Origin of the sequence: Streptomyces sp. NBC_01498 (genome assembly GCF_036327775.1) — a bacterium.
Taxonomy (GTDB): Bacteria; Actinomycetota; Actinomycetes; order Streptomycetales; family Streptomycetaceae; genus Streptomyces.
Map to the genome: position 1 here is coordinate 1461575 of NZ_CP109598.1, position 26500 is coordinate 1488074.

A 26500-nucleotide genomic window follows, 5' to 3' on the forward strand; every position below is an offset into this window, starting at 1 on the left:
TGGCGTGTGCCGACCTCAGGTCAGAACGTGCCCGCGGAGTTGCACTTGGCCTTCTGGTTGATGCAGTCCTTCACCCGGTGTCCGAGAGCGGCGTTGTCCCAGGCGTTGAAGAAGTCACCGTGGATGGACGATGCCATGCCCGAGGCCAGCTTGAAGCCCGCCGTGGTACCGCTGGTCGGGTAGCTGGTGACGAACGAGAGGTTGGGGATGGCGACGGGGTAGGCGCCGCTGCACTTGCCGTCGTAGGCGAACGCCACGTGCGACTTGTGGTCGGGGCTGTCGAGGTTCTTGCCGTCCCAGCAGTCGGGGAAGACGAGCTGGTGGGTGAGCTGGGCGGTCGGGGCGCAGCGCGGCCAGTTGCCGTCGGCGCTCCGGCCGATCTCACCGCCGATACCCGCGCACCAGAACTGGCCGGGCGATCCCGCCGGGGTGGGCGACTGGGTCAGGGCGCTGCCCGCGATCATGCGGAATCCCTGCGGGAAGGGCACGGTCACCGACGGGTCGGGGAGCCGGGAGCCGTAGTAGACGATCATTTCCCCGGGCTCGACGGCCTTGTCGTTCTCGTAGAGGGTGGGGATCCAGTACGCCGAGAGGTCGTTGGCGGGGGTGCAAGTGGTCGGCGCGTTGCCCAGCAGCGAATCGGTCGTGGAGAACGCGTTGGTGCTCTTGTTGCCGAAGAAGCTGTGCATGTGGGACGCGCCGGGAAGGCCCGGGAAGACGATGGGGTCGTCAGGCTTGGAGTGGCTGTACTCGCAGGTGGCGTTGAACTCCGGCACCCGGACGATTCCGGCGGGCACCGCGGCCGGTGTCATGGCACGGAACTGCGCCAGCTGGGCGTTCCACTTGGCCTGGTCGATCGGAACCCATCCGGCCGCCGCGGTGTCGCCTTCGCCGACGAAGGAGAACCAGTTGATGTTGGCGAAGTCACCGGGGGTCGCGCCGCGCAGCACGGCGAACACCGTCTGGGAACCGGTGGGGTGGGTGGTGACCTGGGTGGTCCGGGTCGCCCAGTTCTGCCAACCGCCGGTCGGGGAGACCGGTATGACGGCGAGCAGCGGGCCGGTCAGGCCGGCGGTGCGCAGCTCCACGGTGCCGGAGCCCGCGGCGGAGGCGATGCGGGCCGACACGGTCAGCCGGCCGGCCGCGCCGAGGTCGACGTTGTCGAAGCGCAGCCAGTCGCCGTCGGCGAGATACGAGGCGTTCTGCCCGCCTCCGGTGTCCGAGGTCGCCTCCAACGTGACACCCGACTGGGCCGCGTAGGACTCGGCCTGGACGGTGACCGTCGCGGCCTGCGCCTGCTGGGTCGAGACGGTCAAGCTCAGCGCGGCGGCCAGCACGACCGCCAGGGTGTTCGCCACCAGGGTGTACAGATGGACTGGATATCTGCGCATGTCATGTCCTCACGTGCATCGGGGGTGGGGGCTCGCTTCGTGCCGGATTGCGGCGATGGGGAGAGCGGGGGGCCGGGCGGTGGCGCGATTCCCGGCCGCCCCGGGCCGCCCCGAGGGAGCGGGCGGGGCGGCCCGGAACGTCGCGGACGCCGACGGCCCGGGGAGTGGGGCCTACTGATAGACCCGCACGTAGTCGACGAGCATCTTGGAGGGGAAGGGGGTGCTGGCGTCCGTCGGGCCCGGCCAGTCACCTCCGACCGCCAGGTTGAGGATCATGTAGTGCGGATGGTCGAAGATCCACGGCCCGCGTGTCTGCTCCACCTGGTCCTTGTCGAGGGTGAAGACGGTCCGGCCGTCCAGGCTGTAGGTGATGCCCTTGCTGTTCCAGTCGGCGGCCCAGGTGTGGAAGTCGTCGGAGAAGTCGGCGTTCCCGGGCAGGGTGTACGGCGAGCCGATGCCGCCTCCGCCGTTGTAGGCGGGCGCGTGGACCGTCGAGTAGGCGGTCTTCACGTCCTTGCCGAGGACTTCCACGATGTCGATCTCGCCGTTGTACGGCCACGGCCGCCCGGTCAGGAAGTCGGCGCCCATCATCCAGAACGCGGGCCACAGACCGTTGCCCTTGGGGACCTTGATGCGTGCTTCGACGCGCCCGTACGTGAACTGGAACGTCGCGCCGGTGTTCATCCGCGCCGAGGTGTACTGGCAGGTGCCGCTACCGGTCAGCGGGTCGCGCGGGCACGTCGATCCGGCGGTGACCTCCTTGCGTGCCTCCATCACCAGGTGTCCCGCACCGTCGAGTGAGGCGTTGCGGTTGTCGGTGTAGTACTCCAGCTCGTTGTTCGGCCCGGTGCCCGGGTCCGCCCTCCACTTCGAGGGGTCGGGCCTGCCGCCTGCGGCGCCGTCGAAGTCGTCGCCCCACACCAGGCGCGGCGGGTTCGCGGGATCACTCGGCAGGGGCGGCGGCTGTATCGGGGCGCCGCCCGTGCCGTACACCTGGAACTCCCACAGCGAGTAGCCGTACGGGGTGGCACGCTGCGTCCCGTACATGCGCACGTAGCGGCCGGTGCCGGAGACGGCCAGCGTCTGCTTGAAGCCCGTCCCGGACGTCGTCGAATAGATCGGCGTCCAGTCGGTTCCGTTCGGCGAGACCTGGATCTGGAAGGACTTGGCGTAGGCGGGATCCCATTGCAGGACGACCTTGTCGATCTGCGCCGTCGCACCGAGGTCGACGGAGATCCAGCCGGGATCGGTCCAGCCCGTGGTGGTGCTGGTGGCCCAGCGTGAGGCCGGATCCCGGTCGAAGGCCCTGGCGGGCGTGCACTCCCAGCAGTTCCCGTCGGCCTGCGAGGAAGAGGCCGAGCCCGGCCTGCCGTAGGAGAGCAGTGTGCCGGTGCCGCCACCGGGACCGCCGCCACCGGTGGTCCCGTACACCTGGAACTCCCACAGCGAGAAGCCGTAGGCGGTGGCACGCTGCGTCCCGTACATACGGACATAGCGGCCGGTGCCGGAAACGGTCAGGTTCTGGGTACCGCCCGTGCCCGTGGCGGTCTGGTGGACGGCTGTCCACCTCTGCGCGTCGCTGGACACCTCGATCCTGAACGCCGTGCCGTACGCGGCCTCCCAGTTGAGGACGATCCGGCTGATCTCGGTACTTGCCCCGAGGTCGATCTGAATCCACTGCGGGTCGGCGAAGGCGCTGGACCAGCGTGTCCCGGGGTCGCCGTCGACGGCGTTGCGAGCGGCGAAGGCTCCCTCGGCACTCGACGCGGTGGCGGGTTTTCCCTGAGAGAGCAGGACCTCCGCCGCCTGGGCGGAAGGGGCGGGGAGGGCGATGAAAGCGAGCAGTGAGGCCGTGACGGCCAGGAATAAGTTGAAGCGGCGCAGCAGCGTTTGCATGGGCGACTCCTCAAGCGGGGGAGGTGGGGGAGCGCTCCCTGAGAGGGAGAATGGAGGGACTGGGGAAGACTGTCAAGACCTCTTTCACCTTGAAAAAACAGCGACGTAACGCCTGCGACACACCAGGGAGCGGTCTCTCATAAACTGGGTGGCACGGCGGGAGCCACCCCGGGTGGCGCCGAGGGAGATGTACTCCCGAGCGGGCCCGTTCCGCCCCAACCTGCGGATACGCTGCTCGCATCGCCATGACGCAGAGCCGGAGGTCGCCCCGATGAGAGAACCCGCTCCGCGCACGGATCCGGCCACCGGCACGGAGGACGGACAGGCATGAAACGTCCCACTCTCGAAGTGGTCGCCGCTCGGGCGGGCGTGTCCAAATCGAGCGTCTCCCGTGTCATCAACGGAGAGACGACGGTCGCCCCGCAGATCCGGGACGTCGTCATGCGCGCCGTACAGGAGTTGGGCTACGTGCCCAACGGGGCGGCCCGCAATCTCGTCACCCGGCGCACGGACACGATCGCCGTGGTGGTCTCCGATCCGCCGCAGGGAGTCGTCTCCGACGACCCCCTCTTCTCCGCCGTGGTCCGCGCCGTCAGCAGAGAGCTGGAGACGGCGGGCAAACGGCTCGTGCTCATGCTCGCGGAATCGGACCAGAGCCGGACCAGGGTGGTGGAGTACATCGCCGGCGGCCACGTCGACGGCGTGCTCCTGGTCGCCCTGCACGGTACGGATCCGCTGCCGTCCGCACTGGCCCGGCAGGGCCTGCCGGTCGTGTCCTTCAACCGCACCTCCGCGCAGGACGTCCCGTACGTGGCCCTGGACAACGCCGACGGAGCGGCGCTGGCGGTGCGTCATCTCCTGGAACGCGGCAGGCGCCGGATCGCCACCATCACCGGACCGCTCGAACTGCACGAGGCACGTGAGCGTCTCGACGGCTACCGCCGGACGCTGCGTGACACCGGCCGTCGCTCCATCGTGGCGCTGGGCGAGTTCACCCGCGCCTCCGGCGCCGAAGCCATGCGGCAGCTTCTGGAGGACGACCCCGACCTCGACGCGGTTTTCGCGGCCAACGACCTGATGGCGATCGGCGCCCTGCGCACGCTCCGCCAAGCGGGCCGACGGGTCCCCGAGGACGTGGCGGTCATCGGCTTCGACGACATAGAAGCCGCGTCCTACACCAGTCCCGCGCTCACCTCGGTACGCAGCCCGATGGCCGACCAGGCGACGGCGGCCGTCCACCTCCTCCTCGGCCTGATCGACGGCGGCCCCACCGGGCCGGTGATCATGCCGAACGAACTCGTGGTACGCGAATCGACCTGACGTCCCGGCCGCGTGGCTGAATCCGCACCGCTCCGGCCGCTGCGATCCGGCCACGCCGAACGGCGGCCGCCACAAGCAGCGCGGCGGTGTCGGATGCCTCGCTGCCGTGCGGCACGCCCCATGCGTCGAGCTGGTGCAGCAAGAGCCGCCGGGCGAGGTGCGCGCCACGCGGGGTGGAGCTGAACCGCCGGAGAAGCACAGCCGCGAGGGGTTGTGCTTGGCCGGTCGTGGGAACGGACGGTGGAGTCATCCACCCACGATGGCGGCGCCCAGCACCCGCCACCAGGTGCGACGCGCGTACGCCGTCCCGGCTTACGCGCCCACGAGTGGCCGGTGCGCGGCGCGGGCGATTACACCCGGTCAACCTCGTCCGGAGACGGCACCGTGGATGACCTCCGGCGATATCGAGGGGACGGCCCCTGTGCCTCAGAGGTCTTGCAGGCCACTGCGCGGCTGCTGGTTCGACGGCGTGGACAGGGCGTCTGCGGCTGCTTCTACGTCGATGTCGACCTGAACTCTGCGGAACTGTTCAAGAGTCTCGAGCTCTTGGTCCGTGAAGCCTCCTTCGCTCAGACGAATGGCCTCCGCCAGGAATTGAATGGACTGCCCGATGCGAACGGCATCCTCCGCGGCGCCGCGGTGGAGCGATCGATAAGACGTGGCAGTGGGGCCCTGCCAGCCGGTCTCGATGCCGTCGACGATCTCGTCCATGCGCTTGAACTGCTCGCCGAGATACTCGTGCATGTCATCCAAATCGTCCGCCAGCTTTTTCAACTGCGACGATGCATAGGCGAGTTTGGGCTCATCACCCATGTCGGTCCCCCACGATCGAATCTGCGTTGCAAGCCGACCAACCCTAGCAACGCGGACACAACTTCACGGGCATGGAGTGTCACGCAGACGCACACCTCTATCACTCCTGCCGCTGAGGGGCCAGGCTTCGAATTGGGCAGACATGTGGCCGACATGCGCCCCGGTGCGGGCACCGGACTCCGCTCAGGTGATGAGTAGCATCATTGGTGACTGCTTCCAGGGGGATCATCACCGTGCCGAACGAAGACCGCATCACCGTTGACTTCGCTACTTTGCAGCAGCTTTCGGGTGACCTGGAAGGCATCCTCCGTGTCCTCAACGCGAAGCTGGACACGTTGTACGAGCGAACCGCCAAAGCCGTGCTGAGCTGGGACGGTGAGGCACGCGAAGCGTTCATCGACGAGCTGGACAAGTGGAGCCACTCCGCCGACGACCTCAAGGCAACCCAGGCTTGGCTCCACGAGGTCGTGGTGAAGGGGCACCTGCACTACGCCGCGGCCAACAGGTCGGTACTCGAAGGCTGGGGAGGCGGTGCCTGATGGCAGGCCCTTCCTCACCCGCCCAGCCGACGGGTGGTAGCGGCACCATCGACGTCAAGCCGAGCGACCTCTGGTCGGTCTCCGGTCGGGTCGCCGCGCAGCAGGACTTCCTGGTACGCGGCGCCAGGACGCTTCTCGAGGAGCTGGGCAAGTACCCCGACGCGGGCGGTGCCGGCGCCGAGGCCGAGAAATTCTCCCGGGCTTACAAGAAGATCGGCAATCGCTGGCTGGAGGTCTGGGGCCGGTCCGTGCTCAGCGTCGGCGGTGTCGCGGTCGGGTTCACCGAGACGGCCAACGCCTACACCCGGGCGGACGCGGCGGCCCACCCCAAGCCGGGGAAGACGGCCGAGCAGCGCCCGCGGCCCGCGGTCATCGACAAGGACCCGAACTTCGATTCGGTACCCACTATCAAGTGGGGCGACGACGACGGCGGCGACGACATCCTGCGCGGCCTGATGGAGGGCATACCCGAAATCGTCCGGGACGTCCTCCAGCCACTGTGCAAGAACGTGTTCCGGATCGGAAGGGTGGCGGACGTCCACCCCTTCCCGCAACAGCACTACCTCAACTCGCTCTGTCACAGCTGGATGAACGTATCCATCACCGCGACGTTGGGGGCGGACCAGCTCACCCAGGCGGTGGGTGCCGTCACCAACCACCAGCAGGCGGAGTGGGAAGCCGCGATGCGGACCTTCTGCAGCGCCCTGTGGGGAGGGACGGCGTGGGGGCAGCAGCGGCACGGCTACCAATGGGGGCAGACCGCCAACTCAGGTCCGGGCACGCCGCGGGTTCCCACGGGCAGTGAGCCGGTTCTGGCCGTGCTGAAGGACACTGCGGACAGAATCGCCACGGTCCTGCGCGAGTACGCCGAGGCCGCCGTCGACCTCAACCGCGATGTCGCGGACGAGCTCCACCGCGCCATGTGGAAAGCCGCCAAGGAGATCATCGAAGATCTCGCCAAGTCCAAGGACCCCAAGAGCCTCCTCGGCACCGTCACCTCCGTGATCGGCAAGGGCGCGGGCCTGATCCTGTCGTTCGACGTCAAGACGGTACTGAACATCGACACGAGCAAGCTGAACGGGATCGTCGACAAGTACACCGGCATTCTGGGGGGCCTCACCACGCGCATGGAGGCGCTGAGGGAGCCGCTGGACGAGGCATTCCGGAGCGCACCCAAGTTCGAGGCCGGCGTCGCCCGTTCGCACGGCTTCGGCACCCGGGCCCTGGAGGAATTCAAGGACTCGAAGGTCTGGCTGAAGGTAGATTCGAACGGCAACTACAACCTGAACCTCGCCGCCAACGAATACATGGCGAACGGCCATACTTTGGACAAGCACGTCGGCAAGACGGACGAACAGCTGGCGCAGCGCCTGCGTGACCAGCAGTCGGGCGGCCCGACGGCGGCCTGGCCACATGGAAAGCCGATGCCCAGCGGCTCCTCCGCCTTCCCGGACTACCAACGCGCCGAGGAATTGACCGAGCGCAACCTCAACACGAACAAGGCCGCCATCGAGGCATGGATCAAGGGGCCTCCGCCGGCCTCCGACGGCGACGTCCAGTCGTTCTACGACACGGTGCCGAGCGGCGAGACCAGTGGCCGCAGCGTGAGCAAGCAGCCGCTGGACCCCAACGACCCGCTGTCCGGATACAAGCAGGGCGGTCTGAATGCCCAGGCATACGACGTGAGTGGCGTCGACACGCGTATCCGCTACGACAGCAGCCGCAACCCTCCGTTCACTGTCATGACGTCGATGCCCTCCAAGACCTAGCGAAAGCCGAGAAAGGCCAGCACCACATGTCCGTCGACCAGACGTCCTGGGAAGCCGCGGTACGCCACTTGTACGAGGACGCGTACCCGTACGACGCCACGGGCCCGCGTCGCCACGAGAACTGGGTCCTCGACGTCCTTGCTCTGATGGCACGGGTCCCGGACCCCCGCGGCTGGACCGGTCTCGACGACGCGGCTCAGAACCCGGAGCGCGAGGCGTCCCTCACGTATCCCTTCGTCGCCCACCCGCCGGAGTACATCGCGAGGCGTCTCCAGGAGATCGATCGGGACAGTGCCGAGAACCTGCTCCTCGCCCTTACGGACGACAGCTGCACCCTGTCCAGCCTGAGTCGCTTCACCGAAAGCGAGGAGGAGCTGCGGGCGATGGCGCGCACGATCCTCGCGCGATACGGGGAAACCGCCAGTTTTCACACCAACGTCAACAAGCCCGGTCACGCGAGCGACACGCTCGACTTCACCTCGTCGAACTGGGCGTACAGCCCGCTGAGCGTGTACTCGGAGGACTACGGCCTGATCGTCGTCTCGGACACCGAGGTAGGCATGTTCTGGAACTTCGCCGACTACTGAACCGCCCGCCGCCCGTAGGAGCCCGGCCTCTGACAAGGTGATCTGAGAGGATGCCCCTGTGTTGACCCGTTCCGCCTCCTATCCCGACCGGGAGACCGCCCAGTGGGCCACCCAGCAGGTGGTGACCGCCAACGAACAGGCCGTCCACCGCTGGCTCGCCCAGAACACCCGGGCTCGCCTCACCCTCGAGGCAGCCTGGCCGTCCCGTGAGGAGCCCGTGGGCCGGGTCCAGTTGGAGGGCGACCTGCTGGCCGGGCGCGGCCCCGTCGACGTGCGCGCGGCGCGAGTGGTGCTGCGCCGCGAGGTGACGAGCCCGCTCGGTTTCGTCGTACACACGACGGTCCCGTTCTACCTGTAGGGGGCACACGCACATGTCCATGAAGCCCCTCGAACACGACCGGCGGTATGGCGAGTTGGACCACGTGATGCGCGCGTATCTGGGTCAGTCGGCCGACGACACGCCAGAGCGGCGCAGTCGCGCCCTGGACGCGTATCTCCGTCATACCTGGCATACCCGCCCCTCGGCCGTCGCGGAGGCGGAGCGCCAACTGCGCGAGTACAGCCGCAATCCTCCGGGCCGCGTCCGGCAGGAGCTGGGTGAGTTCTACTCGATCCCGGACACCGGAAAGCCCCAGTCGGACATCGGCGGCTGGCTGATTGTGCTGGCCGACCACCTCAAGAGGAGCGTCGAGGAGGGCGACGTCCCGGAGCCATCGTCCCCGCAGACGCACTGGGAGTGGCACGCGCGTTTTCCGGAGACCGCGCAACTGCTGGGGGGCTGGTTCTCGCAGGACGTCATCGACGATTTCCCCGGCCACGACGCCGCAACCGCCGACTACGCCGACACCACAAACCCGCAGTTGGTCGCCCGTCTCGTGGGTGAACTGCACGAGTTGCTCGCCCTTCCCTTGGACGACGGGGACTACGCCCTGGCTGCCGCCGAACTCGGCATGGAGGTGGGCCCGCCGGAGCCGTTCTCCCACGGCGCCTGGTTCCAGTCGCTGGCGGCGACGCTCTCCGGTGTCTGATCCGGCTGGACGGTCGGGGGACGGGCGCTCCACAGCCGCAGGATGGCACGAACGTGGACCGCGTCGCGCGGCCGAGCCCAGCCCTCGGGACCCGAAGCCAGGTGTCGGTCCGAGCCCTTCCCGGTCCCCGAACGAGTGCGAGGAGGCTCCACTACGCTCGAACCCCGGGATTCAGGACCCGAGCGTCGGAATGGCGAGCGCACAGCTACGGCGGAATCGCAGTGAACTCGACGACGTCTGATCGCCCTTGTCCACGGCCTGATCCGCTAGCTACCACGCCTCACGACACGCCTTCCACGGCCCGGCTGCGGGATTCGCGCTCCGCCTGTGGTCGAGGAGCCCTCGTCCTGAACGACTTCCCCCGTGATGACCTGGCCGGCAGGCTTGGCGAGTTCCAGGCCGGAGAGGTGCGTCTTGAGCCTTCCGGACATGAGGCGGAAGGTCGCGAAGGTGAGCCCGCCGGACACCACAGCCCCGACGAGGGGAATGGCCTTCGAGACGGACTTGGCGAAGGTCTGCTTCGTCATCTCGACGCCGAGGTAACCGGCAATCTTCTTCACGATGGGGTAGACGACACCCTTGGTCAGTGCCTGCTGAGGCAGCTTCTTGGCCACCTGCTCCGACATCATCCCCGCCACCTTCCCCACGGCGGCGTTCGCGGACTGGGTTCCGAACATCACTCCGAAGAAGAGCGTGAGCACTCCTTTGGTCGCGTCATCCAGGTCGTCTTCGTGGACAGAGAACAGATCGGGCCAGCTGTAGAGGTAGGCGAGCTTCTGCGCGATGCGCAGCATGTGGGCGACGTATTGGCCCACATCGGCCGGTACCGTGGCGGGCAGGGCGATGAATCCAGGAATCCCAGCAGCCGCGGAGACCGCGCTCACCTTGGCGGTTTCGTAGCGAATGGACTCGTTGGCCACCCTGTCCAGAACAGCGAGAGGGATACCAGCCGCTGCGGGGGTCTCTTCTGTCGCTCTGCGCAGTTCATCCTCCGAGCAATGACGGGCCAGCGCCGTCCGGAGGTACGCCTCCCTGTCGATTCGCACGCCCGGAAGCCTTGCCGCGCCGACCAGTAGAGCGGAAAAGCGCGACTCCGCGTTCTCGCTCACTTTGCCCGTGACCATGCCGGGAACGTACAGCAGACGGGTGACCCGCATCCCTGGGATCGGTCATTCCGATCCCGGATCGGGATTGCGGGAGCCCGACGTAGCGGACGGACGGGGGCGCGCGTCACCGCACCCGTCGCCCATGAGGGCGAACTCCGGCGCGCGCCAGCCTCACCGCGAATGCCGCGTCGGCGTGCGCACGCACGGGGTGGACAACGTGCAGCGCCCGGCCCGACGGTGCCGGAGTGTTCCCGTGGAGGATCAGCGGGGCTGCACACCAGATGCCGTCGTCCGCGTGATGCCCCGCCGGCCGGGGCGAGCGCAGCTTGAGCGCTGTCACCCGTCAGCCGTTCCTTCTCCACCTGGACTTGCCGGGATGCCTGCCGTGCTTGAGATGTAGCGGCCATCCGCAGTCACCACGGCGACGTGACCGCTGCCGCGCCAATTCCTCTTGATCAGTCCCCGTTGCTCCAGTGCCCAGGCGACCTGTGTACGGGAGGGTGGAATGTGCACCCCATCGGAAACCGCCGCGACCTGGCCGGTGGCGGGCCGCCTACTACGACGCACCGCACCACGGGCACAGGCCATGACGACCGTCCGGAAGAAGGCGTACGTGATCCTCGACGGCACCGTGCTACCAATCGACCGCATCGCCGCCGACCAGCCGTACTACTCCGGGAAGAAGAATCACCACGGGATGAACGTGCAAGTCCTCGCCGATCCCGCCGGACGCCTGATCTGGGCCTCGGACGCACTGCCGGGAGCCACACACGACCTGACCGCGGCCCGGACCCACGGCATACCCGCCGCCTTCGCCGCAGACGACATCAAGTGCTGGGCCGACAAGGCGTACCAGGGCGCCGGCCCTGCGATCCGTGTCCCGATCCGTGGCAAGCACCTGCGCGGCTGGCGCCGACGTCACAATCGCGATCACGCCAAGATCCGCAGCCTCGGCGAACGCGCCATGGCCATCCTCAAGTCTTGGCGGCTCCTGCGGAAACTCCGCCGCAGCACCACCCGGATCACAGCCGCTGTCCGTGCCGTCGTTGCCCTCGAACTCGCCACCTGATCAGGATGGGAAGGGCTCCCTGCGCCGATGACTGGCCGGCACGGTGACGGTCCGCTCGCAGGATGCTCGTAGGCTTGCATGCCATGACGACGCGGATAACGGGGGATCAGGTGCTCAATCCGTGGACGCGCACGACCAGGAACGCACCGTACGCGGTCCCCGAAGACCTGCCCCACTTGCAAGCCCTCGCCGACACCCAAGTCCACCCCTCGCACGCGCCGTACCAGCTCAACCTGACACTCCCGCCGGAACCGTTCATCGGCCTCCACGACGCGCCCCTGGTCATGCTGCTGGCCAACCCAGGCGTGAGCGACGCAGACCCGGCCGCCTACGCCCGGCCTGGCGTGACCGGGCGAACCCTGCAACACATCGGGAACGCCGGCGGGACCCCCAACCACTTCCTGACGCACCCCGACAAGGACCATCCAGGACTCCGGTGGTGGTCCCGGACCCTGAACGGCCTGACGAGGCAGGGGCACACTCACGACGAACTCGCCCGGCAGATCCTTGCCGTGCAGTTCCACGGCTACCACTCGCAATCGTGGCGGCCGATCCCGTACACACTGCCCTCCCAGTCCTTCGCCTTCTACCTGGTGCGCCGCGCCATGTCCCGTGACGCGGTGATCGTCCTCGGGCGCATCGCGGCCACCTGGAAGATCGCCGTGCCGGAGCTGGGTTCGTATCCGAATGCGGTGACGCCGAAACAAAGCCGGAGCGTGCAGATCAGCCGGGGCAACTTCAGCCCTGAGAACTTCGAGCGGATCGAGCAAGCCCTCAAGAGCTGAGCACGCACGGCGATGCGGTGCGCGCCCAGCGGGAAGGGCGGTCAGAGGTTGGCACGCGCTTCGGCCAGCTTCACGTCCGCCGCCCGCATCTCCCCGCATGCCTGCGGGTGCCTCTGATCCATCTCCTCAAGCCGTACCGGCGACTTGAACAGAGCCGTGGTCGCCTTCAGGTCCGTGGTGTCGCAACGGCGCGCCACCCAGAATGACCCGCTGCCGTCTGTCTGATCCGGGCCGGTGGGTAGTCTCCTTCACCGGTAGCGACCGGCTTTCGGGGTGCCCCTGACGGCTGGGTAGGGTCGCGGTACCTGAGCTGGAGAGGTAGTTGCATGACCAACCAGATCGTGATCGCGCAGACGACCAGCGACAACGAGGATCAGGCGAAGGCGCTGGCCCGTGGCGCGGTCGAGAGCAAGCTGGCAGCGGGCGTTCACATCGATGCGCCGATCACAGCCTTCTACTGGTGGAAGGGGAAGGTCGAGACGGCGCACGAGTGGCGGATCTCGTATATGACTACGACGGACCGTCTCCCGGCACTGGAGGCGTGGCTGCACGAGAAGCACCCGTACGACGTCCCCCAGTGGGTCACGCTGCACGTGACCGGCGGGTCGGAGGCCTATTTGTCCTGGGTTGTTGAGGAGACAGCACAGGGCTGAGAAGCGACGGGACTACGACGGCGTTCGCGTCCTGAGTTCGGCCCTGTACCGGCGCAAGGGGGTTCAGGAGGCGAACTGCCGCAGGTAGACGGCAAGGCCCTGTTCTAGGTCGGGGAGCGACGCTGCGATAGTCGATGCGCGCTCCTTGCCCATCGTGTTGGGCTTGGCCTGTGCCGCGGCGGCGAACTGGCGTGACACGTAGACCCCTTGGTCGACGTCACCTCCACGCAGCAGGGCCGAAGCGAGATCACCGAGGACCACAACGCCTCCGTCCGGCAGTTCGTCTCCGAGGCGGTCGACTGCGATGTCTGCGGTAGCGGTGAGTTCGGGACGCCCCAACTGCCCGTATACAGAGAGGGCCAGCGAGTCCATGCGGTACGGGGTCACGAACCGGACCCACGCCTGCTCGCTGGTGTGATCCGCGAAGTCGTAGGCAAAGCGTGCTCGCTCCAACGGCGCCCCCATCTCGTCGCCGGCCGCCGCAGCCTCCTCAGCGTGCCTGCCGAGGACCCAGGCGGCAGCAGTAGCGTGCCGTGGCCTCGCGCATCGCTGGCCGCTTGGGAAAGCAACTCCAACTTCGCCGTGGCGTCGAGGCGCCGTAGCTGCTGTAGGTCAGGGCCAGGGCTCGGAGCGGAGGGTGCCCCGCGGTCGTCGCGCACTGCGACGTGACCTTGTAGTAGGCGTCGGCCTTGTCGTGCTCACCCAGGTCCCAGGCCACCCAACCGGCCAGGGCGGCGGTTCTCCGGCGGCGATAGTGAGAGCCCGCTCGTGCTCGCCGGCACAAGGCAGAGCCGCCGGGGCAGGCCAGAACCGACGCCGAAGCACGGATCAGCTGGGCAGCGACCACCGTCGAGCGCCTCGAACCGCTGAGCTCACCACCCCGGTTGCCCGAAGTCCCCGAACCGCGAGCCGACGACCTAAGGCCCTTCCTCGGGCGCTGGAGCCCTTACGGACCGACCTATTGAGCGCCCGTTCCGCCAACGTCCGACCCGCCGCACTACGGCATGCAGGAACTCGGCCTAGCTTCCTTCGAGTTCCTGCGAAGACAGCCCGCGGGCACGCGCCATCCACCTGGCACGACCTGCACATTCAGTCGGGTGACATCCCGTCAGAACGAGCGTCAAGAGCGTCATTTCAGCGTCAAGGCATCGCCCGTGGCGCTCACCGCGCACGTAGTGCACACCACCCAAACCCTCAGGCGCCCTTCCCCACCGGCTCCAAAATCGCCACGCACTCCACGTGGTGCGTCATCGGGAACAGGTCGAACGCTCGCAGGGTGCGTGGTTTGTAGCCCGACTCGCGGAAGTACGCCAGGTCGCGGGCCAGGGCCGCCGGGTCGCAGGCCACGTAGGCGATGCGGCGGGGGGTCAGGGTCGCGAGGTGGGTGACCACCTGTTTGCCCGCTCCCGCGCGCGGGGGGTCCAGGACGATCAGGTCCGTCTCGGTGATCTGGGTGCGGGGCAGGACCGTGTCGACCTTGCCGTGTTCGACGCGGACGCGCGGCAGGTCCCGGAGGTTGTACTGGGCGTCCTCCGCCGCGCGGCGGCCCGACTCGATGCCGAGTACCGCGCCCGTCTCGCCGACCCGCTGGGCGATCGCCCCCGCGAAGAGGCCCACCCCGCAGTAGAGGTCGAGCGCCGTTTCGCCCTTGCGGGGCATCAGGCCCTGCATCACGGCCTCCACCAGGACCTCGGGGGCCTTCGGGTGGACCTGCCAGAAGCCGCCCATGCCGATGCGCCAGGTGCGGTCGTCGGCGCGTTCGCGGACGAAGGCGCGGCCGTGGACCCGGTGCACTCCCCCGTCGTGCTCCTCCACGCGCAGCACGGAGACCGGCTTGTCGAGTTCGACCAGCGGCAGCCGGCCGCCCTTGAGCGGGGCGAGGATGACCTGGCGGTCGCCGGAGCCGGAGGCCGCGACGGCCTCGACGGTGGCCATCTGCGGCCATTCCCGCTTCTCGACGCCCAGTTCGTCGACGCCCTCGGAGGCGATCAGGCAGCCGTCGACCGGCTGTACCTCGTGCGAGCGGTGCTTGCGCAGTCCGGCCCGGCCGTCGGCGTCGACGGCGTACTGCACGCGCGTACGCCACCGGGGCACCTCTCCGGCGGGCAGCTTGTCGCCGGGCGCGGGGACGACCGTGCCGTCCCAGCCCGCCTCCTCGGGGGTGAGCCCGGCCAGGCGCTTGAGCTGCTCGGTGATGACCTCGCCCTTGAGGCGCCGCTGGGCGCCCGGCTTGGCGTGCTGCCAGTCGCAGCCGCCGCACCTGCCGGGGCCGGCGTACGGGCAGGGTGCCTCGACGCGGTCCTTGGAGGCGTCCAGCACCGTGACGGCGTCGGCGCGCAGATAGCGGGAGCCCTCGTCGCCGTCCGTCACGCGCGCGACGATCCGTTCGCCGGGCAGCGCGTGCCGTACGAAGAGGACCCGGCCCTCGTCGGTGCGGGCGATGCAGTGGCCGCCGTGCGCGACGGGGCCGACCTCGACCTCGTACTCCTCCCCGACCAGTGAAGCCCGCTCCGGAGTGTGCTCGGAAGGACGCGGTTCGGGCTTCGGTTCTGTCTGCATGACGGGGTGGCTCCAAGACAAGGGGGACGCGGAGGGGCAGCCAATCAGTCTACGTGCCCCTCAGCGCTTCTCCGTCGGCTCCTTGTCCGCCGGCTCCCGGCCGGGCCGGTTGTCCACCGGGCCGCGCCGCACCGAGCCCGGTGCCGTCCAGTCCGCTCGGCGTCGGGCGCGGACCTTCGCGACCTCGGACGATTCCAGCTGGTACGGGACCGAGGTCACCATCACGCCCGGGGTGAACAGCAGCCGCCCCTTGAGCCGCAGCGCGCTCTGGTTGTGCAGCACCTGCTCGAACCAGTGGCCGACCACGTACTCCGGGATGAAGACGCTGACGACGTCGCGCGGGTTCTCGGTACGCAGGCTCCGCACGTACTCGATGACGGGGCGGGTGATCTCGCGGTAGGGGGAGTCGAGGATCTTCAGCGGCACATTGATGCCGCGCCGTTCCCACTCCTGCCTCAGCTGTTTCGTCTCGGCGGGGTCGACGTTGATGCTCAGCGCCTCCAGCCGGTCCGAGCGGGTCAGCTTCGCGAAGGCGAGGGCGCGCAGCGTCGGCCGGTGGACCTTGGAGACCAGCACGATGGTGTGCACCCGGGACGGCCGTACGTTGTCCTCGCCGGGCCCCTCGGCGACGGCGATCTCCTCGGCCACGTGGTCGTAGTGCCGGCGGATCGCGGTCATCGTCCCGTAGAAGATCACCATGCCGAGCAGGGCGACCCACGCCCCGTGGGTGAACTTGGTGGCCAGGACGATGACGAGGACCAACCCGGTGAAGAAGGCGCCGAAGGCGTTGATGGCGCGCGAGCGGATCATGTGACGGCGCTTGGCGCGGTCCTTCTCGGTGCGCAGATGGCGGTTCCAGTGCCGGACCATGCCCGTCTGGCTGAGGGTGAAGGAGACGAAGACCCCGACGATGTAGAGCTGGATCAGCTTGGTCGAGTCCGCCCCGTACACCCACACCAGGAGGATGGCGGCGCCGGCCAGCAGCACGATGCCGTTGGAGAACGCGAGCCGGTCGCCGCGGGTGTGGAGCTGGCGCGGCAGATAGCGGTCCTGGGCGAGGATCGAGCCGAGCAGCGGGAAGCCGTTGTACGCGGTGTTGGCGGCCAGGAAGAGGACGAGCGCCGTCGCGGCGGCGAGCAGCACGAAGAAGAAGGTCTCCTGGCCGAAGACGGCGGCGGCGACCTGGCTGATGACCGGGTCCTGGACGTAGCCGTCGCCGACCGGCACACCGTCGCGGAGCAGGTCCCGGCCCGGGAACTCGGCCATCTTCACATCGGTGGCCATCGCGAGGCCGATGATGCCGCAGAACATGGTGACGGCCAGGGTGCCCATCAGCGCGAGGGTCGTGGCCGCGTTCCTGCTCTTGGGTTTGCGGAAGGCGGGCACGCCGTTGCTGATGGCCTCGACGCCGGTCAGCGCCGCGCAGCCGGAGGAGAACGCGCGCAGCAGCAGGAAGATCAGCGCGAAGCCGGCCAGATCGCCCTGCTCCGCCTTGATCTCGAAGTCGGAGGTCGGCGCGTGCATGGTGTCGTTGAGGACGAGCCCCCGGTAGGCGCCCCACACGATCATGAGGAAGACACCGGCGACGAAGACGTACGTCGGGATGGCGAAGAGTTTGCCCGACTCCCGTACGCCGCGCAGATTCATCAGCGTCAGGATGACGATGGTCCCGATCGCGCACAGGACCTTGTTCTCGATGACGAAGGGGACGGCCGAACCGAGGTTCTCCACGCCGGAGGAGATGGACACGGCCACGGTGAGGACGTAGTCGACGAGCAGCGCGCTCGCGACGGTGAGGCCGGCCTTGGGGCCGAGGTTGGTGTTGGCGACCTCGTAGTCGCCGCCGCCGCTCGGGTAGGCGTGCACGTTCTGCCGGTAGGACGCGACGACGGTGAACATCAGGACCACGACGGCCGCCGCGATCCAGGGGCTGAAGTGGTACGCCGAGACGCCCGCGACGGAGAGCACCAGGAGGACTTCTCCCGGCGCGTAGGCCACCGAGGACAGCGGGTCGGAGGCGAAGACGGGCAGCGCGATGCGTTTGGGAAGAAGGGTCTCTCCCAGTCTGTCGCTGCGCAGCGCCCGCCCGATCAGGATTCGTTTGGGCACGTCGGTCAGTTTCGGCACGATGAGGATGGTAAGCGGTCCGCCGTACGCGGTACGAAGCACCACCCCGCCCCGGGGCGGGGCCGGGGGCACGGGGTGCGGAGGTACGGGTGGGGCTCCCGCCGGGTCCCCGCGGCGCGGTCCCCCGCCGCCCTGCCCGGCACGGGTGGCGGCGCGGCGGACACGGACGCATAAGCTCATCACCGGGTGACGCCCCGTACGGTTGTCCCGTCCATGGCCCGGCGCCCGGAGAAGGAAGAGTGAACCAGGTGTTTACGCAGGTCAGCACGGCGAACAGGACTGCGGGGTAAAGAGGACGTGCACATCGTCATCATGGGCTGCGGCCGAGTGGGAGCCGCGCTCGCCACCAGCCTGGAGCGGCAGGGGCACACGGTCGCGGTGATCGACCGGGACCCCACGGCGTTCCGCCGGCTCGGCTCCGGCTTCGGCGGACGGCGTGTCAACGGTGTCGGCTTCGACCAGGACACCCTGCGCGACGCGGGCATCGAGGACGCGGGCGCCTTCGCGGCGGTCAGCAGCGGCGACAACTCGAACATCATCGCGGCCCGGGTGGCCCGCGAGATGTTCGGCATCGAGAACGTCGCCGCGCGCATCTACGACCCCCGGCGGGCCGAGGTCTACCAGCGGCTCGGCATCCCGACCGTCGCGACCGTCCGCTGGACCGCCGACCAGATGCTGCGGCGGCTGCTGCCGTCCGGCGCGGAACCGCTGTGGCGCGACCCGAGCGGCGGCGTCCAGCTCGCCGAGGTCCACACGTCGGCGGCCTGGATCGGGCACAAGATCAGCACCCTCCAGGAGGAGACGGGCGTACGTGTCGCGTTCCTCACCCGGCTCGGCGAGGCGATGCTGCCCACCTCGCAGACGGTTCTCCAGGAGGGCGACCTCGTCCACGTGATGATGCGTACGGACGACATCGAGAAGGTCGAGGCGGCGTTCGCCGAGGGTCCTGAGGAGAGCGGTCACTGATGCGCGTCGCGATTGCCGGAGCGGGCGCGGTGGGTCGGTCCATCGCGGGAGAACTGCTGGAGAACGGCCACGAGGTCCTGCTGGTCGACAAGGCGCCCACCGCCATCTCGGTCGAGCGGGTGCCGATGGCGGAGTGGCTGCTGGCCGACGCGTGCGAGATCACCTCGCTCGACGAGGCGGCGCTCCAGCGCTGCAACGTCGTGATCGCGGCGACCGGTGACGACAAGGTCAACCTGGTCGTCTCGCTGCTGGCCAAGACGGAGTACGGCGTACCGAGGGTGGTCGCCCGCGTCAACAACCCGAAGAACGAATGGCTGTTCAACGAGTCGTGGGGCGTGGACGTCGCCGTGTCGACGCCGCGTCTGATGTCGGCGCTGGTGGAGGAGGCGGTGAGCGTCGGCGACCTCGTACGGCTGCTGCGCTTCAGCCACGGCGACGCGAACCTCGTGGAGCTGACGCTGCCGCCGGAGTCTGCGGTGACCGGCACCCAGGTCGGGGACGTGACCTGGCCGGAGGACACGACGCTGGTGACGATCATCCGGGGCTCGCGGGTACTGACACCGCACCCGGAGGAGACGCTGGAGGCGGGCGACGAGCTGCTGTTCGTGGCGGCGCAGGCGCGGGAGGAGCAGCTGGAGGAGCTGCTGTCGGTGCGGCGCGACGACGCGTGACGCTTGGCGCTTGGCGCTGTGCTTGGCGCTGTGGCGGGGCGGGGCGGGGCGGAGGCGGGTGCTGCGTGCCGGAGCGGGGCCCGCACGGGTCGTTTCGGCATCGAGCGCCGACCGGGCCGGGGTGCTTGCCGTGGTGGCCGGGTGCCGCTCCGGGGTCGTGTCCGGACGGCATGATGTACGGCGCCCAGCGGTCATACGTGGTGACGGTCCGCGTCGCCACACATCACGCTTGAGTGTCCGGACACGACCCCTGCGCGTCCCCCTTCGACCCCGCAGGCCCCGGGGGGCGTGAACGGCGCGCCGTGACGGCGTGAGGGGGCGGGGGCCGCAGGAGGGTGTGTTCGGACACTCAGGCCGATGTGGGGCGCGTGAACAAGCGGGGTCGTCGGGTCCGGCGAGCCATGCGCGCGCCGTACATCACGCCGTCCGGACATATCCCTCCGGAGCCGCCGCACCCCGCCCGCACCAACGCAGTCCCGCTACCGCTCCTCCGAGGCGCGCGCCGCCTTCGCCGCGCGTTCCGCCTCCTCCTCCGCCTCCATCTCGGCGAACACGTCGATCGGCGCCGGCGCCTTCGCCAGGAAGATCCACGTCAGATACACGGCCAGCAGGAACGGCGGGATCTTCAGCGACACCAGCACCCAGCCCAACTGCGTGGTGTCGGCCCACCAGTAGAGCGGGAAGAGGATCGCGCACTTCGCGAGGAGGATGAACCCCCACGCGTAACTCGCCTTCGTGTACGCCGACTTGCGGCCCGGGTTGCGTGTACGCCAGGACAGGTTCTCCTTGAAGACCGGTCCCAGGATCAGCCCCAGCAGGGGAACTCCGGCGGCGCTGGTCGCGATGTACGCGACCGCCAGACCCAGGGTGTAGAGCATGCCCGGCAGGTAGAAGTCCTTGGCGTTGCCGGTCATCATCGCGAAGACCACGCCGAACGCGACCCCGAAGACGCCGCTGAAGGCGTGCTTCACGGTGTCGCGGCGGACCAGCCGGACCACGACCAGCAGCAGCGACACCGCGAGCGCGGCGATCGCCGAGACGTGCAGGTCCTTGTTGATCGTGAAGATCGTGACGAAGAGCAGTCCGGGAACGACCGTCTCCACCATGCCGCGCACGCCGCCGAACGCCTCGAAGAGCGCGGCCTCGGTCACCGCCCTGGCCTCGGCGTCGGTCTGCCGGTCGGCGCCCCCGGGGTCGGCGGGCGTTCCGGGCGTGTGGGGCGCGCCGGGCGCGTGCGTGGGGTCGGTCGCGGCTGGCTTGTCGGTGGACGTCACCGGCTACTCCTGTCCGAGCGGTCGGAGTTCGTATGTGGGGTTGAACAGCACCCTGCGGCCGTGGCTCATGGAGATACGGCCGGAGGCGATGAGCTTGCGGCCCGGCTCTATGCCCACGATGGAGCGCCGGCCCAGCCACACCACGTCCAGCGGCGCGGTGCCGTCGAACAACTCGGCCTCCAGGGCGGGCACACCGGCCCGCGGGCGCAGGGTGACCGTCCGCAACGTACCAGTCACCTTGACTATCTGGCGGTCGCCGCAGTCACTGATGCGCGTACAGCCCGACGCGCGCGTGTCCGACCGCAGCTCCTCGGATTCCAGGTCCTCCTGGGAGCTGGAGAGCCGGTCGAGCATCCGGCGGAAGCGGCCGGTCGGCTTCTCAGCACTCATGGGTGAAGCGTACCGGGGTCCGCGGGGCCCGGATCATCGGTCGAACCGGTAGCCCATGCCGGGCTCGGTGACGAAGTGCCTGGGGTGCGAGGGGTCCGCCTCCAGCTTGCGGCGGAGCTGGGCCATGTAGACCCGCAGATAGTTGGTCTCCGTGCCGTAGGAGGGCCCCCAGACCTCCTGGAGGAGCTGTTTCTGGCTGACGAGGCGGCCGGTGTTGCGTACGAGGACCTCCAGCAGGTGCCACTCGGTCGGGGTGAGCCGTACGTCGCGGCCCTCCCGGTGCACCTTCTTCGCCACCAGGTCGACGGTGAAGCCGTCCGTCTCGACGAGCGCGACACCGCCGTCCTCGGCCGTGCCGACGGGCTCCGCTCGGCGGACGGCGGCGCGCAGCCGGGCGAGGAGTTCGTCCATGCCGAACGGCTTGGTGACGTAGTCGTCGGCGCCCGCGTCCAGCGCCTCGACCTTCTCGTCGGAGGTCTGGCGGGCGGAGAGCACCAGGATCGGTACCCGGGTCCAGCCGCGCAGGCCCCGGATGACCTCCACGCCGTCCATGTCGGGCAGGCCGAGGTCGAGGACGACGACGTCGGGGTGGCGGGCGGCGGCGAGTTCCAGGGCGCTCGCGCCGTCGGCGGCGGCGTCGACCTCGTACTTGCGGGCCTTCAGGTTGATCACGAGCGCGCGCACGATCTGCGGCTCGTCGTCGACCACGAGCACCCGCACGGGTGCGCGGGTCTCTCCCCCGGCGGGAGGCGCCATGGTGGCCTGCCTTTCTGCTGGGCCGCCGGTCATGAGACGACCCGGGCGGGCAGTTCGGGGCCGGTCCGGGCGGGGCCCGGTACGGCCGTGAGATCGATGACCATGGTCAGTCCGCCGCCGGGGGTGTCCTCGGCGGTCAGGGTGCCGTCCATGGCGTCCACGAAGCCCCGGGCGACAGCGAGGCCGAGGCCCACGCCGGCGCCGCGCGGGGCGTCCCCGTGGCGCTGGAAGGGCTCGAAGATGCGTTCCTTGGCGTCGTCGGGGACGCCGGGGCCCCGGTCCACCACGCGGACCTGGACGCGGGCGCCGAGCGCGCTGGCGGCGACGGTGACGCGGGTGTCCTGGGGGCTGTACTTGACGGCGTTCTCGACGATGTTGGCGACGGCGCGCTCCAGCAGTCCGGGGTCGACGGCGACCATCGGCAGCGATTCGGGGACGTCCAGGTCCACGCTGTCCTCCGGGACCCCGCCGAGCGCCATGGGGACGACCTCGTCCAGGTCGATCTCGCGGATCAGCGGGGTGACGGTGCCGGTCTGGAGGCGTGACATGTCGAGGAGGTTGCCGACGAGGTGGTCGAGCCGGTCGGCGCCGTTCTCGATGCCTTCGAGGAGTTCGGCCCGGTCCTCGTCGGACCATTCGACGTCGTCGGAGCGCAGCGAGGTGACGGCGGCCTTGATGGCGGCGAGCGGGGTGCGCAGGTCGTGGCTGACGGCGGCGAGCAGGGCCGTGCGTATCCGGTTGCCCTCCGCGAGTCTGCGGGCGTCCTCGGCCTGGCCGACCAGGCGCTGGCGGTCCAGTACGACGGCGGCCTGGGCGGCGAAGGCGGACAGCACCCGCCGGTCCTCGGCGGGCAGCACCCGGCCGGAGAGCGCGAGGGCCATGTGGTCGCCGACGGGCATGTCGACGTCGGCGGCGTCGGGGCGGTCGACGGGCCGGGGTCCGACGCTGCCGGCCCGGGTCCACGGGTCGACGTCGCCGGCGCGTTCGAGCAGGGCGACGGACTCCATGGAGAACGTCTCCCGTACCCGCTCCAGCAGGGCGTCCAGGGTGGTCTCGCCGCGCAGCACGCTGCCCGCCAGGAACGACAGGATCTCGGACTCGGCGCGGAGCCGGGCGGCCTGGTGGGTGCGCCGGGCGGCGAGGTCGACCACGGAGGCGACGGCGACCGCCACGGCGAAGAAGATCACGATGGCGACCAGGTTGCGGGGGTCCTGGATGGTGAGGTTGTGGGTGGGCGGGGTGAAGTAGAAGTTCAGCAGGAGCGAGCCGACGGCGGCCGACGCGAGGGCCGGGCGCAGCCCGCCGAGGAGCGCGGCGAGGACGGTCAGGAAGAGGAAGAGCAGGACGTCGTTGGCCAGGCCCAGGGTGTCGTCCAGGGCGGTGAGCAGCAGGGTCAGCAGGACGGGGGCGACGACGCCGGCCAGCCAGCCGGAGACGATCCGGGAGCGGCCGAGGCGGGCGCCGCGCGCGACGGGCAGTCCCCGGCCCTTGGCGGCCTCCTCGTGGGTGACGATGTGGACGTCGAGGTCGGGGCCGGACTCGCGGGCGACGGTGGCGCCGACGCCGGGCCCGAAGACGTACTGCCAGGTCTTGCGGCGGCTGGAGCCGAGGACGATCTGGGTGGCGTTGACGCCGCGGGCGAACTCCAGCAGCGCGGAGGGCACGTCGTCGCCGATGACGTGGTGGAAGGTGCCGCCGAGGTCTTCGACGAGGGTGCGCTGGACGGCGAGTTCCTTGGGCGAGGCGGAGGTGAGTCCGTCGCTGCGGGCGATGTAGACGGCGAGGATCTCGCTGCCGGATCCCTTGGCGGCCATGCGGGCGGCGCGGCGGATGAGCGTACGGCCCTCGGGGCCCCCGGTGAGGCCGACGACGATGCGTTCACGGGCCTGCCAGGTGGTGCGGATGTTGTGCTCGCCCCGGTACTGCTGGAGGTATTCGTCGACCCGGTCGGCGGTCCAGAGCAGGGCGAGTTCCCGGAGGGCGGTGAGGTTGCCGGGGCGGAAGTAGTGGGAGAGGGCGGCGTCGACCTTGTCGGGCTGGTAGATGTTGCCGTGCGCCATGCGGCGGCGCAGCGCCTGGGGCGACATGTCGACCAGCTCGATCTGGTCGGCGCGCCGGACCTTCTCGTCGGGGACGGTCTCCCGCTGCCGTACTCCCGTTATCGACTCGACGACATCGCCGAGTGATTCCAGGTGCTGGATGTTGACGGTGGAGACGACGTCGATGCCGGCCTGGAGGAGTTCCTCGACGTCCTGCCAGCGTTTGGCGTTGCGGGAGCCCGGCACATTGGTATGGGCCAGCTCGTCCACCAGCGCGACGGCGGGGCGGCGCTCCAGGACCGCGTCGACGTCCATCTCGGTGAAGACGGTGCCCCGGTGCGGGAGTTCGCGGCGGGGGATCTGTTCGAGGCCCTGGAGCATGACCTCGGTGCGCGGGCGGCTGTGGTGCTCGACGAACGCGACGACGCAGTCGGTACCGCGCTCGACGCGCCGGTGCGCCTCGGAGAGCATCGCGTACGTCTTGCCGACGCCCGGTGCCGCGCCCAGGTAGATCCTCAGCTTGCCGCGTGCCATGGCCCCATTGTCTTCCCACCGGGCCGCGGCGTCCCGTCACGGCCTCACCGGACCGAAAGTACTGCCCGGAGTGCGGCGAAATCGGACATCCGGCGGGACGGGGGTACGTCTTGACACGATTCTGACGGACCCGGAGTGCCCTGGCCGGCGTCGTCTCGTACGACGGGGGCCGCACGGCGTCGGGCCGCGCCCCCCGGTGGGGAGCGCGGCCCGACGGCGCGTGTGCCGGAGTGTGCCCGGCGGGGGTCACGGGGGCGAGCCCGGGTCCTCCGCTCAGCGCACCTCGGTGATCTCGGGGCCCCGCTGGAGCTGCCCCATGCCCCCGGCGAAGCGGGAACCTTCCTGCTCCTCGGCCTGCTGGACGCCCTCGGCAACCATCTGCGCGTCGTCCGGCAGCTTCAGGACGATCGGGTCACGGGGCGCCATCGGGCCCTCGCCGCGTACGACGACCGTGTCCCGGAAGATCTGCTCCAGCAGCCCGGCGGCCTCGGGCTGCACCGCGCCCTGCCCGGAGATCACGCCGCGCAGGAACCAGCGCGGCCCGTCGACGCCGACGAAGCGTACGAGCTGCACGCCGCCGGTGCCGTCCGGGAGCTGTACGGGCACCTGGGCGCGCAGCTCCCAGCCGAGGGGGCCCTCGACCTCGTCGATGATGCCGCCCTGCTGGGTGATGCCCGAGGCGATCTCCTCGCGGACCTCGCCCCAGATGCCCTCCTTCTTGGGGGCGGCGAACGCCTGGAGCTGTACGGCGCTGTCGCGCACGACGACGGTGGCCGCGACGATCGCGTCGCCCGCCACCTCCACGCGGAGCTCCATGCCGTCGACCCCGGGGACGAAGATGCCGCCCAGGTCGACGCGGCCCTCGTCGGGCCTGGAGACCTCGGAGATGTCCCACGGCCCGTCGGGCCGGGGAGCCGGGGGAAGACTCACCCGGCGGGGCTTGGCGGCCCCGTCCTCCGCGTCATCGGCGCCGATGTCGTCGACGACCTGCTCGGCCTCGCCCGCCGTGTCCTCGGCGGCTCCGCTCTTCTTGCGACGTCCGAACACGTCACTGTCCTTCCCGGTCGGATACGACCGATGCGTATCGATTCCCGCCCTGTGAACCGCCCACCGCGGCATGACCGCCGGTGGACCCGAAGCCCCCCTCGGCCCGCGCCGAGCCGGGAAGCTCCGCGACCTCGTGGAAGCGCACCTTCTCGACCTGCTGGACGACCAGTTGGGCAATCCGGTCGAACCGCTCGAACCGCACCGTCTCGCGCGGGTCGAGATTGACCACGATCACCTTGATCTCCCCACGGTACCCGGCATCCACCGTCCCCGGGGCATTCACCATGGCCACCCCGCAGCGGGCGGCGAGCCCGGAACGGGGATGCACGAAGGCGGCGTACCCGTCGGGGAGTGCGAGGGAAACCCCGGTGGGCAGAACGGCGCGTTCGCCCGGAGCGAGATCGGCGGCCTCCGTGGTCACCAGGTCCAGGCCGGCGTCGCCCGGGTGCGCGTACGCGGGCAGCGGCACCTCCGGGTCGGTCCGGCGGATCAGCACGTCGACAGGGGGGGCAGGGGTGCCGGGGGCACGGTTCACGGGTTCACCTCGAAGGCGCGGGCGCGCCTGACCTGGTCGGGATCGGCCATCGTCGCCCGGATCTCCTCCTGGCGGCCGTTGTCGATGAAGTGGTCGATCTTGACTTCGACGAAGAGCGCGTGGGCGCGCAGCGCGACGGGCCCCCCGGGGCCGCCGAGGCGGCCGGTGGCGGAGCAGAAGATCTTGCGGCCGCTCACGGCGGTCACCTCGGCCTCCAGGAACAGCGTGCTGCCCACGGGGACGGGGCGTACGTAGTCGGTCTCCAGCTTCCCGGTGACGGCGACCACGCGCAGCAGCCAGTGGAGCGCGCCGAGCGACTCGTCGAGCGCGGTGGCGAGCACGCCGCCGTGGGCGAGTCCGGGGGCGCCCTGGTGGGCGGGGCCGACGGTGAACTCGGCGGTGATCGTGACGCCTTCGCCGGCCGTGGCGCGCAGATGGAGGCCGTGGGGCTGTTCGTCGCCGCAGCCGAAGCAGTGCGCGTAGTGCGAGCCGAGGGGTTCGCCGGGGGCGGGTGCCTCGGGGTGCCGTCGCGGCTCCTGGGCGTCGGCCGGGGGTGTCAGGGCCGGGGACCGGGCGGCGGATCGGAGGGACTTCCCTCCGGAGGGCACAGTACTCACAGGCGCAGACCTTACCCGCGCGGCTACCC

General features: G+C 69.7%; 23 protein-coding genes and 2 pseudogenes. 11 read left to right on the top strand and 14 right to left on the bottom strand.

Annotation, left to right across the window (positions count from 1 at the left end; translation table 11 throughout):
• Positions 1 to 20 precede the first annotated feature (20 nt).
• Positions 21 to 1391 carry a DUF1996 domain-containing protein gene (locus OG875_RS06040; protein WP_330173200.1) on the bottom strand — a complete coding sequence of 457 codons (1371 nt, stop codon included), beginning with the start codon at positions 1389 to 1391 and terminating at the stop codon, positions 21 to 23.
• Between the two features lie 171 nt (positions 1392 to 1562).
• The gene (locus tag OG875_RS06045) at positions 1563 to 3287 is read right to left on the bottom strand and encodes a discoidin domain-containing protein (protein WP_330173201.1); all 1725 of its coding nucleotides are present in this window, start codon (positions 3285 to 3287) and stop codon (positions 1563 to 1565) included.
• 327 nt (positions 3288 to 3614) lie between these two features.
• Here OG875_RS06045 and OG875_RS06050 point away from each other — a divergent pair, with 327 nt between their 5' ends.
• A complete protein-coding gene (locus OG875_RS06050) occupies positions 3615 to 4607 on the top strand; it encodes a LacI family DNA-binding transcriptional regulator (RefSeq protein WP_330173202.1) in 993 nt (330 codons plus the stop codon).
• Positions 4608 to 5033: 426 nt separating this feature from the next.
• Here OG875_RS06050 and OG875_RS06060 read toward each other — a convergent pair whose 3' ends face one another.
• The gene (locus tag OG875_RS06060) at positions 5034 to 5420 is read right to left on the bottom strand and encodes a WXG100 family type VII secretion target (RefSeq protein ID WP_330173203.1); all 387 of its coding nucleotides are present in this window, start codon (positions 5418 to 5420) and stop codon (positions 5034 to 5036) included.
• 233 nt (positions 5421 to 5653) lie between these two features.
• Between OG875_RS06060 and OG875_RS06065 the strand changes: the two genes are divergently transcribed.
• Genes OG875_RS06065 through OG875_RS06085 form a run of 5 tightly spaced genes read left to right on the top strand, consistent with a single transcriptional unit; the run spans position 5654 to position 9343 of the window.
• Positions 5654 to 5959, top strand: a complete 306-nt coding sequence (locus OG875_RS06065; RefSeq protein ID WP_330173204.1) for a WXG100 family type VII secretion target — start codon at positions 5654 to 5656, stop codon at positions 5957 to 5959.
• Positions 5959 to 7728: an RNase A-like domain-containing protein gene (locus OG875_RS06070; RefSeq protein ID WP_330173205.1), complete on the top strand. Its 1770-nt coding sequence runs from the start codon at positions 5959 to 5961 to the stop codon at positions 7726 to 7728. Before OG875_RS06065 ends, OG875_RS06070 begins: the two co-directional genes overlap by 1 nt.
• Positions 7729 to 7754: 26 nt before the next feature.
• Positions 7755 to 8315, top strand: coding sequence for a hypothetical protein (locus tag OG875_RS06075; protein WP_330173206.1), 561 nt, complete (start codon positions 7755 to 7757; stop codon positions 8313 to 8315).
• Between the two features lie 58 nt (positions 8316 to 8373).
• Positions 8374 to 8673, top strand: coding sequence for an RNase A-like domain-containing protein (locus OG875_RS06080; protein WP_330173207.1), 300 nt, complete (start codon positions 8374 to 8376; stop codon positions 8671 to 8673).
• A 13-nt stretch (positions 8674 to 8686) separates the two neighbouring features.
• On the top strand, positions 8687 to 9343 hold the full coding sequence (locus OG875_RS06085; RefSeq protein WP_330173208.1) for a contact-dependent growth inhibition system immunity protein: 657 nt from the start codon (positions 8687 to 8689) through the stop codon (positions 9341 to 9343).
• A gap of 266 nt (positions 9344 to 9609) precedes the next feature.
• On the opposite strand, the gene OG875_RS06090 is transcribed toward OG875_RS06085, so the two are convergent.
• Positions 9610 to 10467 carry a hypothetical protein gene (locus OG875_RS06090; protein WP_330173209.1) on the bottom strand — a complete coding sequence of 286 codons (858 nt, stop codon included), beginning with the start codon at positions 10465 to 10467 and terminating at the stop codon, positions 9610 to 9612.
• A gap of 562 nt (positions 10468 to 11029) precedes the next feature.
• Here OG875_RS06090 and OG875_RS06095 point away from each other — a divergent pair.
• The 3 genes and pseudogenes from OG875_RS06095 to cutA all read left to right on the top strand — a co-directional run.
• Positions 11030 to 11518, top strand: a pseudogene (locus OG875_RS06095) (transposase family protein); the annotation flags it as partial.
• Between the two features lie 83 nt (positions 11519 to 11601).
• Positions 11602 to 12303, top strand: a complete 702-nt coding sequence (locus OG875_RS06100) for a hypothetical protein (RefSeq protein ID WP_330173210.1) — start codon at positions 11602 to 11604, stop codon at positions 12301 to 12303.
• 326 nt (positions 12304 to 12629) lie between these two features.
• Positions 12630 to 12956, top strand: a complete 327-nt coding sequence (gene cutA / locus OG875_RS06105; protein WP_330173211.1) for a divalent-cation tolerance protein CutA — start codon at positions 12630 to 12632, stop codon at positions 12954 to 12956.
• Between the two features lie 63 nt (positions 12957 to 13019).
• On the opposite strand, the pseudogene OG875_RS06110 reads toward cutA, so the two are convergent.
• From OG875_RS06110 to OG875_RS06120, 3 genes and pseudogenes are all read right to left on the bottom strand, one after another.
• Positions 13020 to 13751 (bottom strand): annotated as a pseudogene (locus OG875_RS06110) (transcriptional regulator); the annotation flags it as partial.
• A 399-nt stretch (positions 13752 to 14150) separates the two neighbouring features.
• The gene (locus OG875_RS06115) at positions 14151 to 15515 is read right to left on the bottom strand and encodes a class I SAM-dependent RNA methyltransferase (protein ID WP_330173212.1); all 1365 of its coding nucleotides are present in this window, start codon (positions 15513 to 15515) and stop codon (positions 14151 to 14153) included.
• A gap of 60 nt (positions 15516 to 15575) precedes the next feature.
• Positions 15576 to 17642 carry an APC family permease gene (locus OG875_RS06120; protein WP_330173213.1) on the bottom strand — a complete coding sequence of 689 codons (2067 nt, stop codon included), beginning with the start codon at positions 17640 to 17642 and terminating at the stop codon, positions 15576 to 15578.
• Between the two features lie 297 nt (positions 17643 to 17939).
• On the opposite strand from OG875_RS06120, the gene OG875_RS06125 reads away from it, so the two are divergent.
• Together OG875_RS06125 and OG875_RS06130 are read left to right on the top strand one after the other, a co-directional pair.
• Positions 17940 to 18608, top strand: coding sequence for a potassium channel family protein (locus OG875_RS06125; protein ID WP_330173214.1), 669 nt, complete (start codon positions 17940 to 17942; stop codon positions 18606 to 18608).
• Positions 18608 to 19279, top strand: a complete 672-nt coding sequence (locus OG875_RS06130) for a potassium channel family protein (RefSeq protein ID WP_330173215.1) — start codon at positions 18608 to 18610, stop codon at positions 19277 to 19279. Before OG875_RS06125 ends, OG875_RS06130 begins: the two co-directional genes overlap by 1 nt.
• A gap of 479 nt (positions 19280 to 19758) precedes the next feature.
• On the opposite strand, the gene OG875_RS06135 is transcribed toward OG875_RS06130, so the two are convergent.
• The 7 genes from OG875_RS06135 to OG875_RS06165 all read right to left on the bottom strand — a co-directional run bounded on the left by OG875_RS06135 (position 19759) and on the right by OG875_RS06165 (position 26462).
• Positions 19759 to 20553, bottom strand: coding sequence for a DUF3159 domain-containing protein (locus OG875_RS06135; protein WP_330173216.1), 795 nt, complete (start codon positions 20551 to 20553; stop codon positions 19759 to 19761).
• 3 nt (positions 20554 to 20556) lie between these two features.
• Entirely contained in the window at positions 20557 to 20943 is a 387-nt protein-coding gene (locus OG875_RS06140; RefSeq protein ID WP_330173217.1) for an OB-fold nucleic acid binding domain-containing protein, read from the bottom strand.
• Positions 20944 to 20976: 33 nt separating this feature from the next.
• A complete protein-coding gene (locus tag OG875_RS06145) occupies positions 20977 to 21699 on the bottom strand; it encodes a response regulator (RefSeq protein WP_330173218.1) in 723 nt (240 codons plus the stop codon).
• Positions 21700 to 21728: 29 nt separating this feature from the next.
• Complete coding sequence (locus OG875_RS06150) at positions 21729 to 24272, bottom strand: sensor histidine kinase KdpD (RefSeq protein ID WP_330173219.1); 2544 nt, start codon at positions 24270 to 24272, stop codon at positions 21729 to 21731.
• 273 nt (positions 24273 to 24545) lie between these two features.
• A complete protein-coding gene (locus OG875_RS06155) occupies positions 24546 to 25319 on the bottom strand; it encodes a DUF3710 domain-containing protein (RefSeq protein ID WP_330173220.1) in 774 nt (257 codons plus the stop codon).
• 1 nt (position 25320) lies between these two features.
• Complete coding sequence (gene dut / locus OG875_RS06160) at positions 25321 to 25854, bottom strand: dUTP diphosphatase (protein ID WP_330173221.1); 534 nt, start codon at positions 25852 to 25854, stop codon at positions 25321 to 25323.
• A complete protein-coding gene (locus OG875_RS06165) occupies positions 25851 to 26462 on the bottom strand; it encodes a PaaI family thioesterase (protein WP_330177614.1) in 612 nt (203 codons plus the stop codon). Before OG875_RS06165 ends, dut begins: the two co-directional genes overlap by 4 nt.
• Positions 26463 to 26500 lie beyond the last annotated feature (38 nt).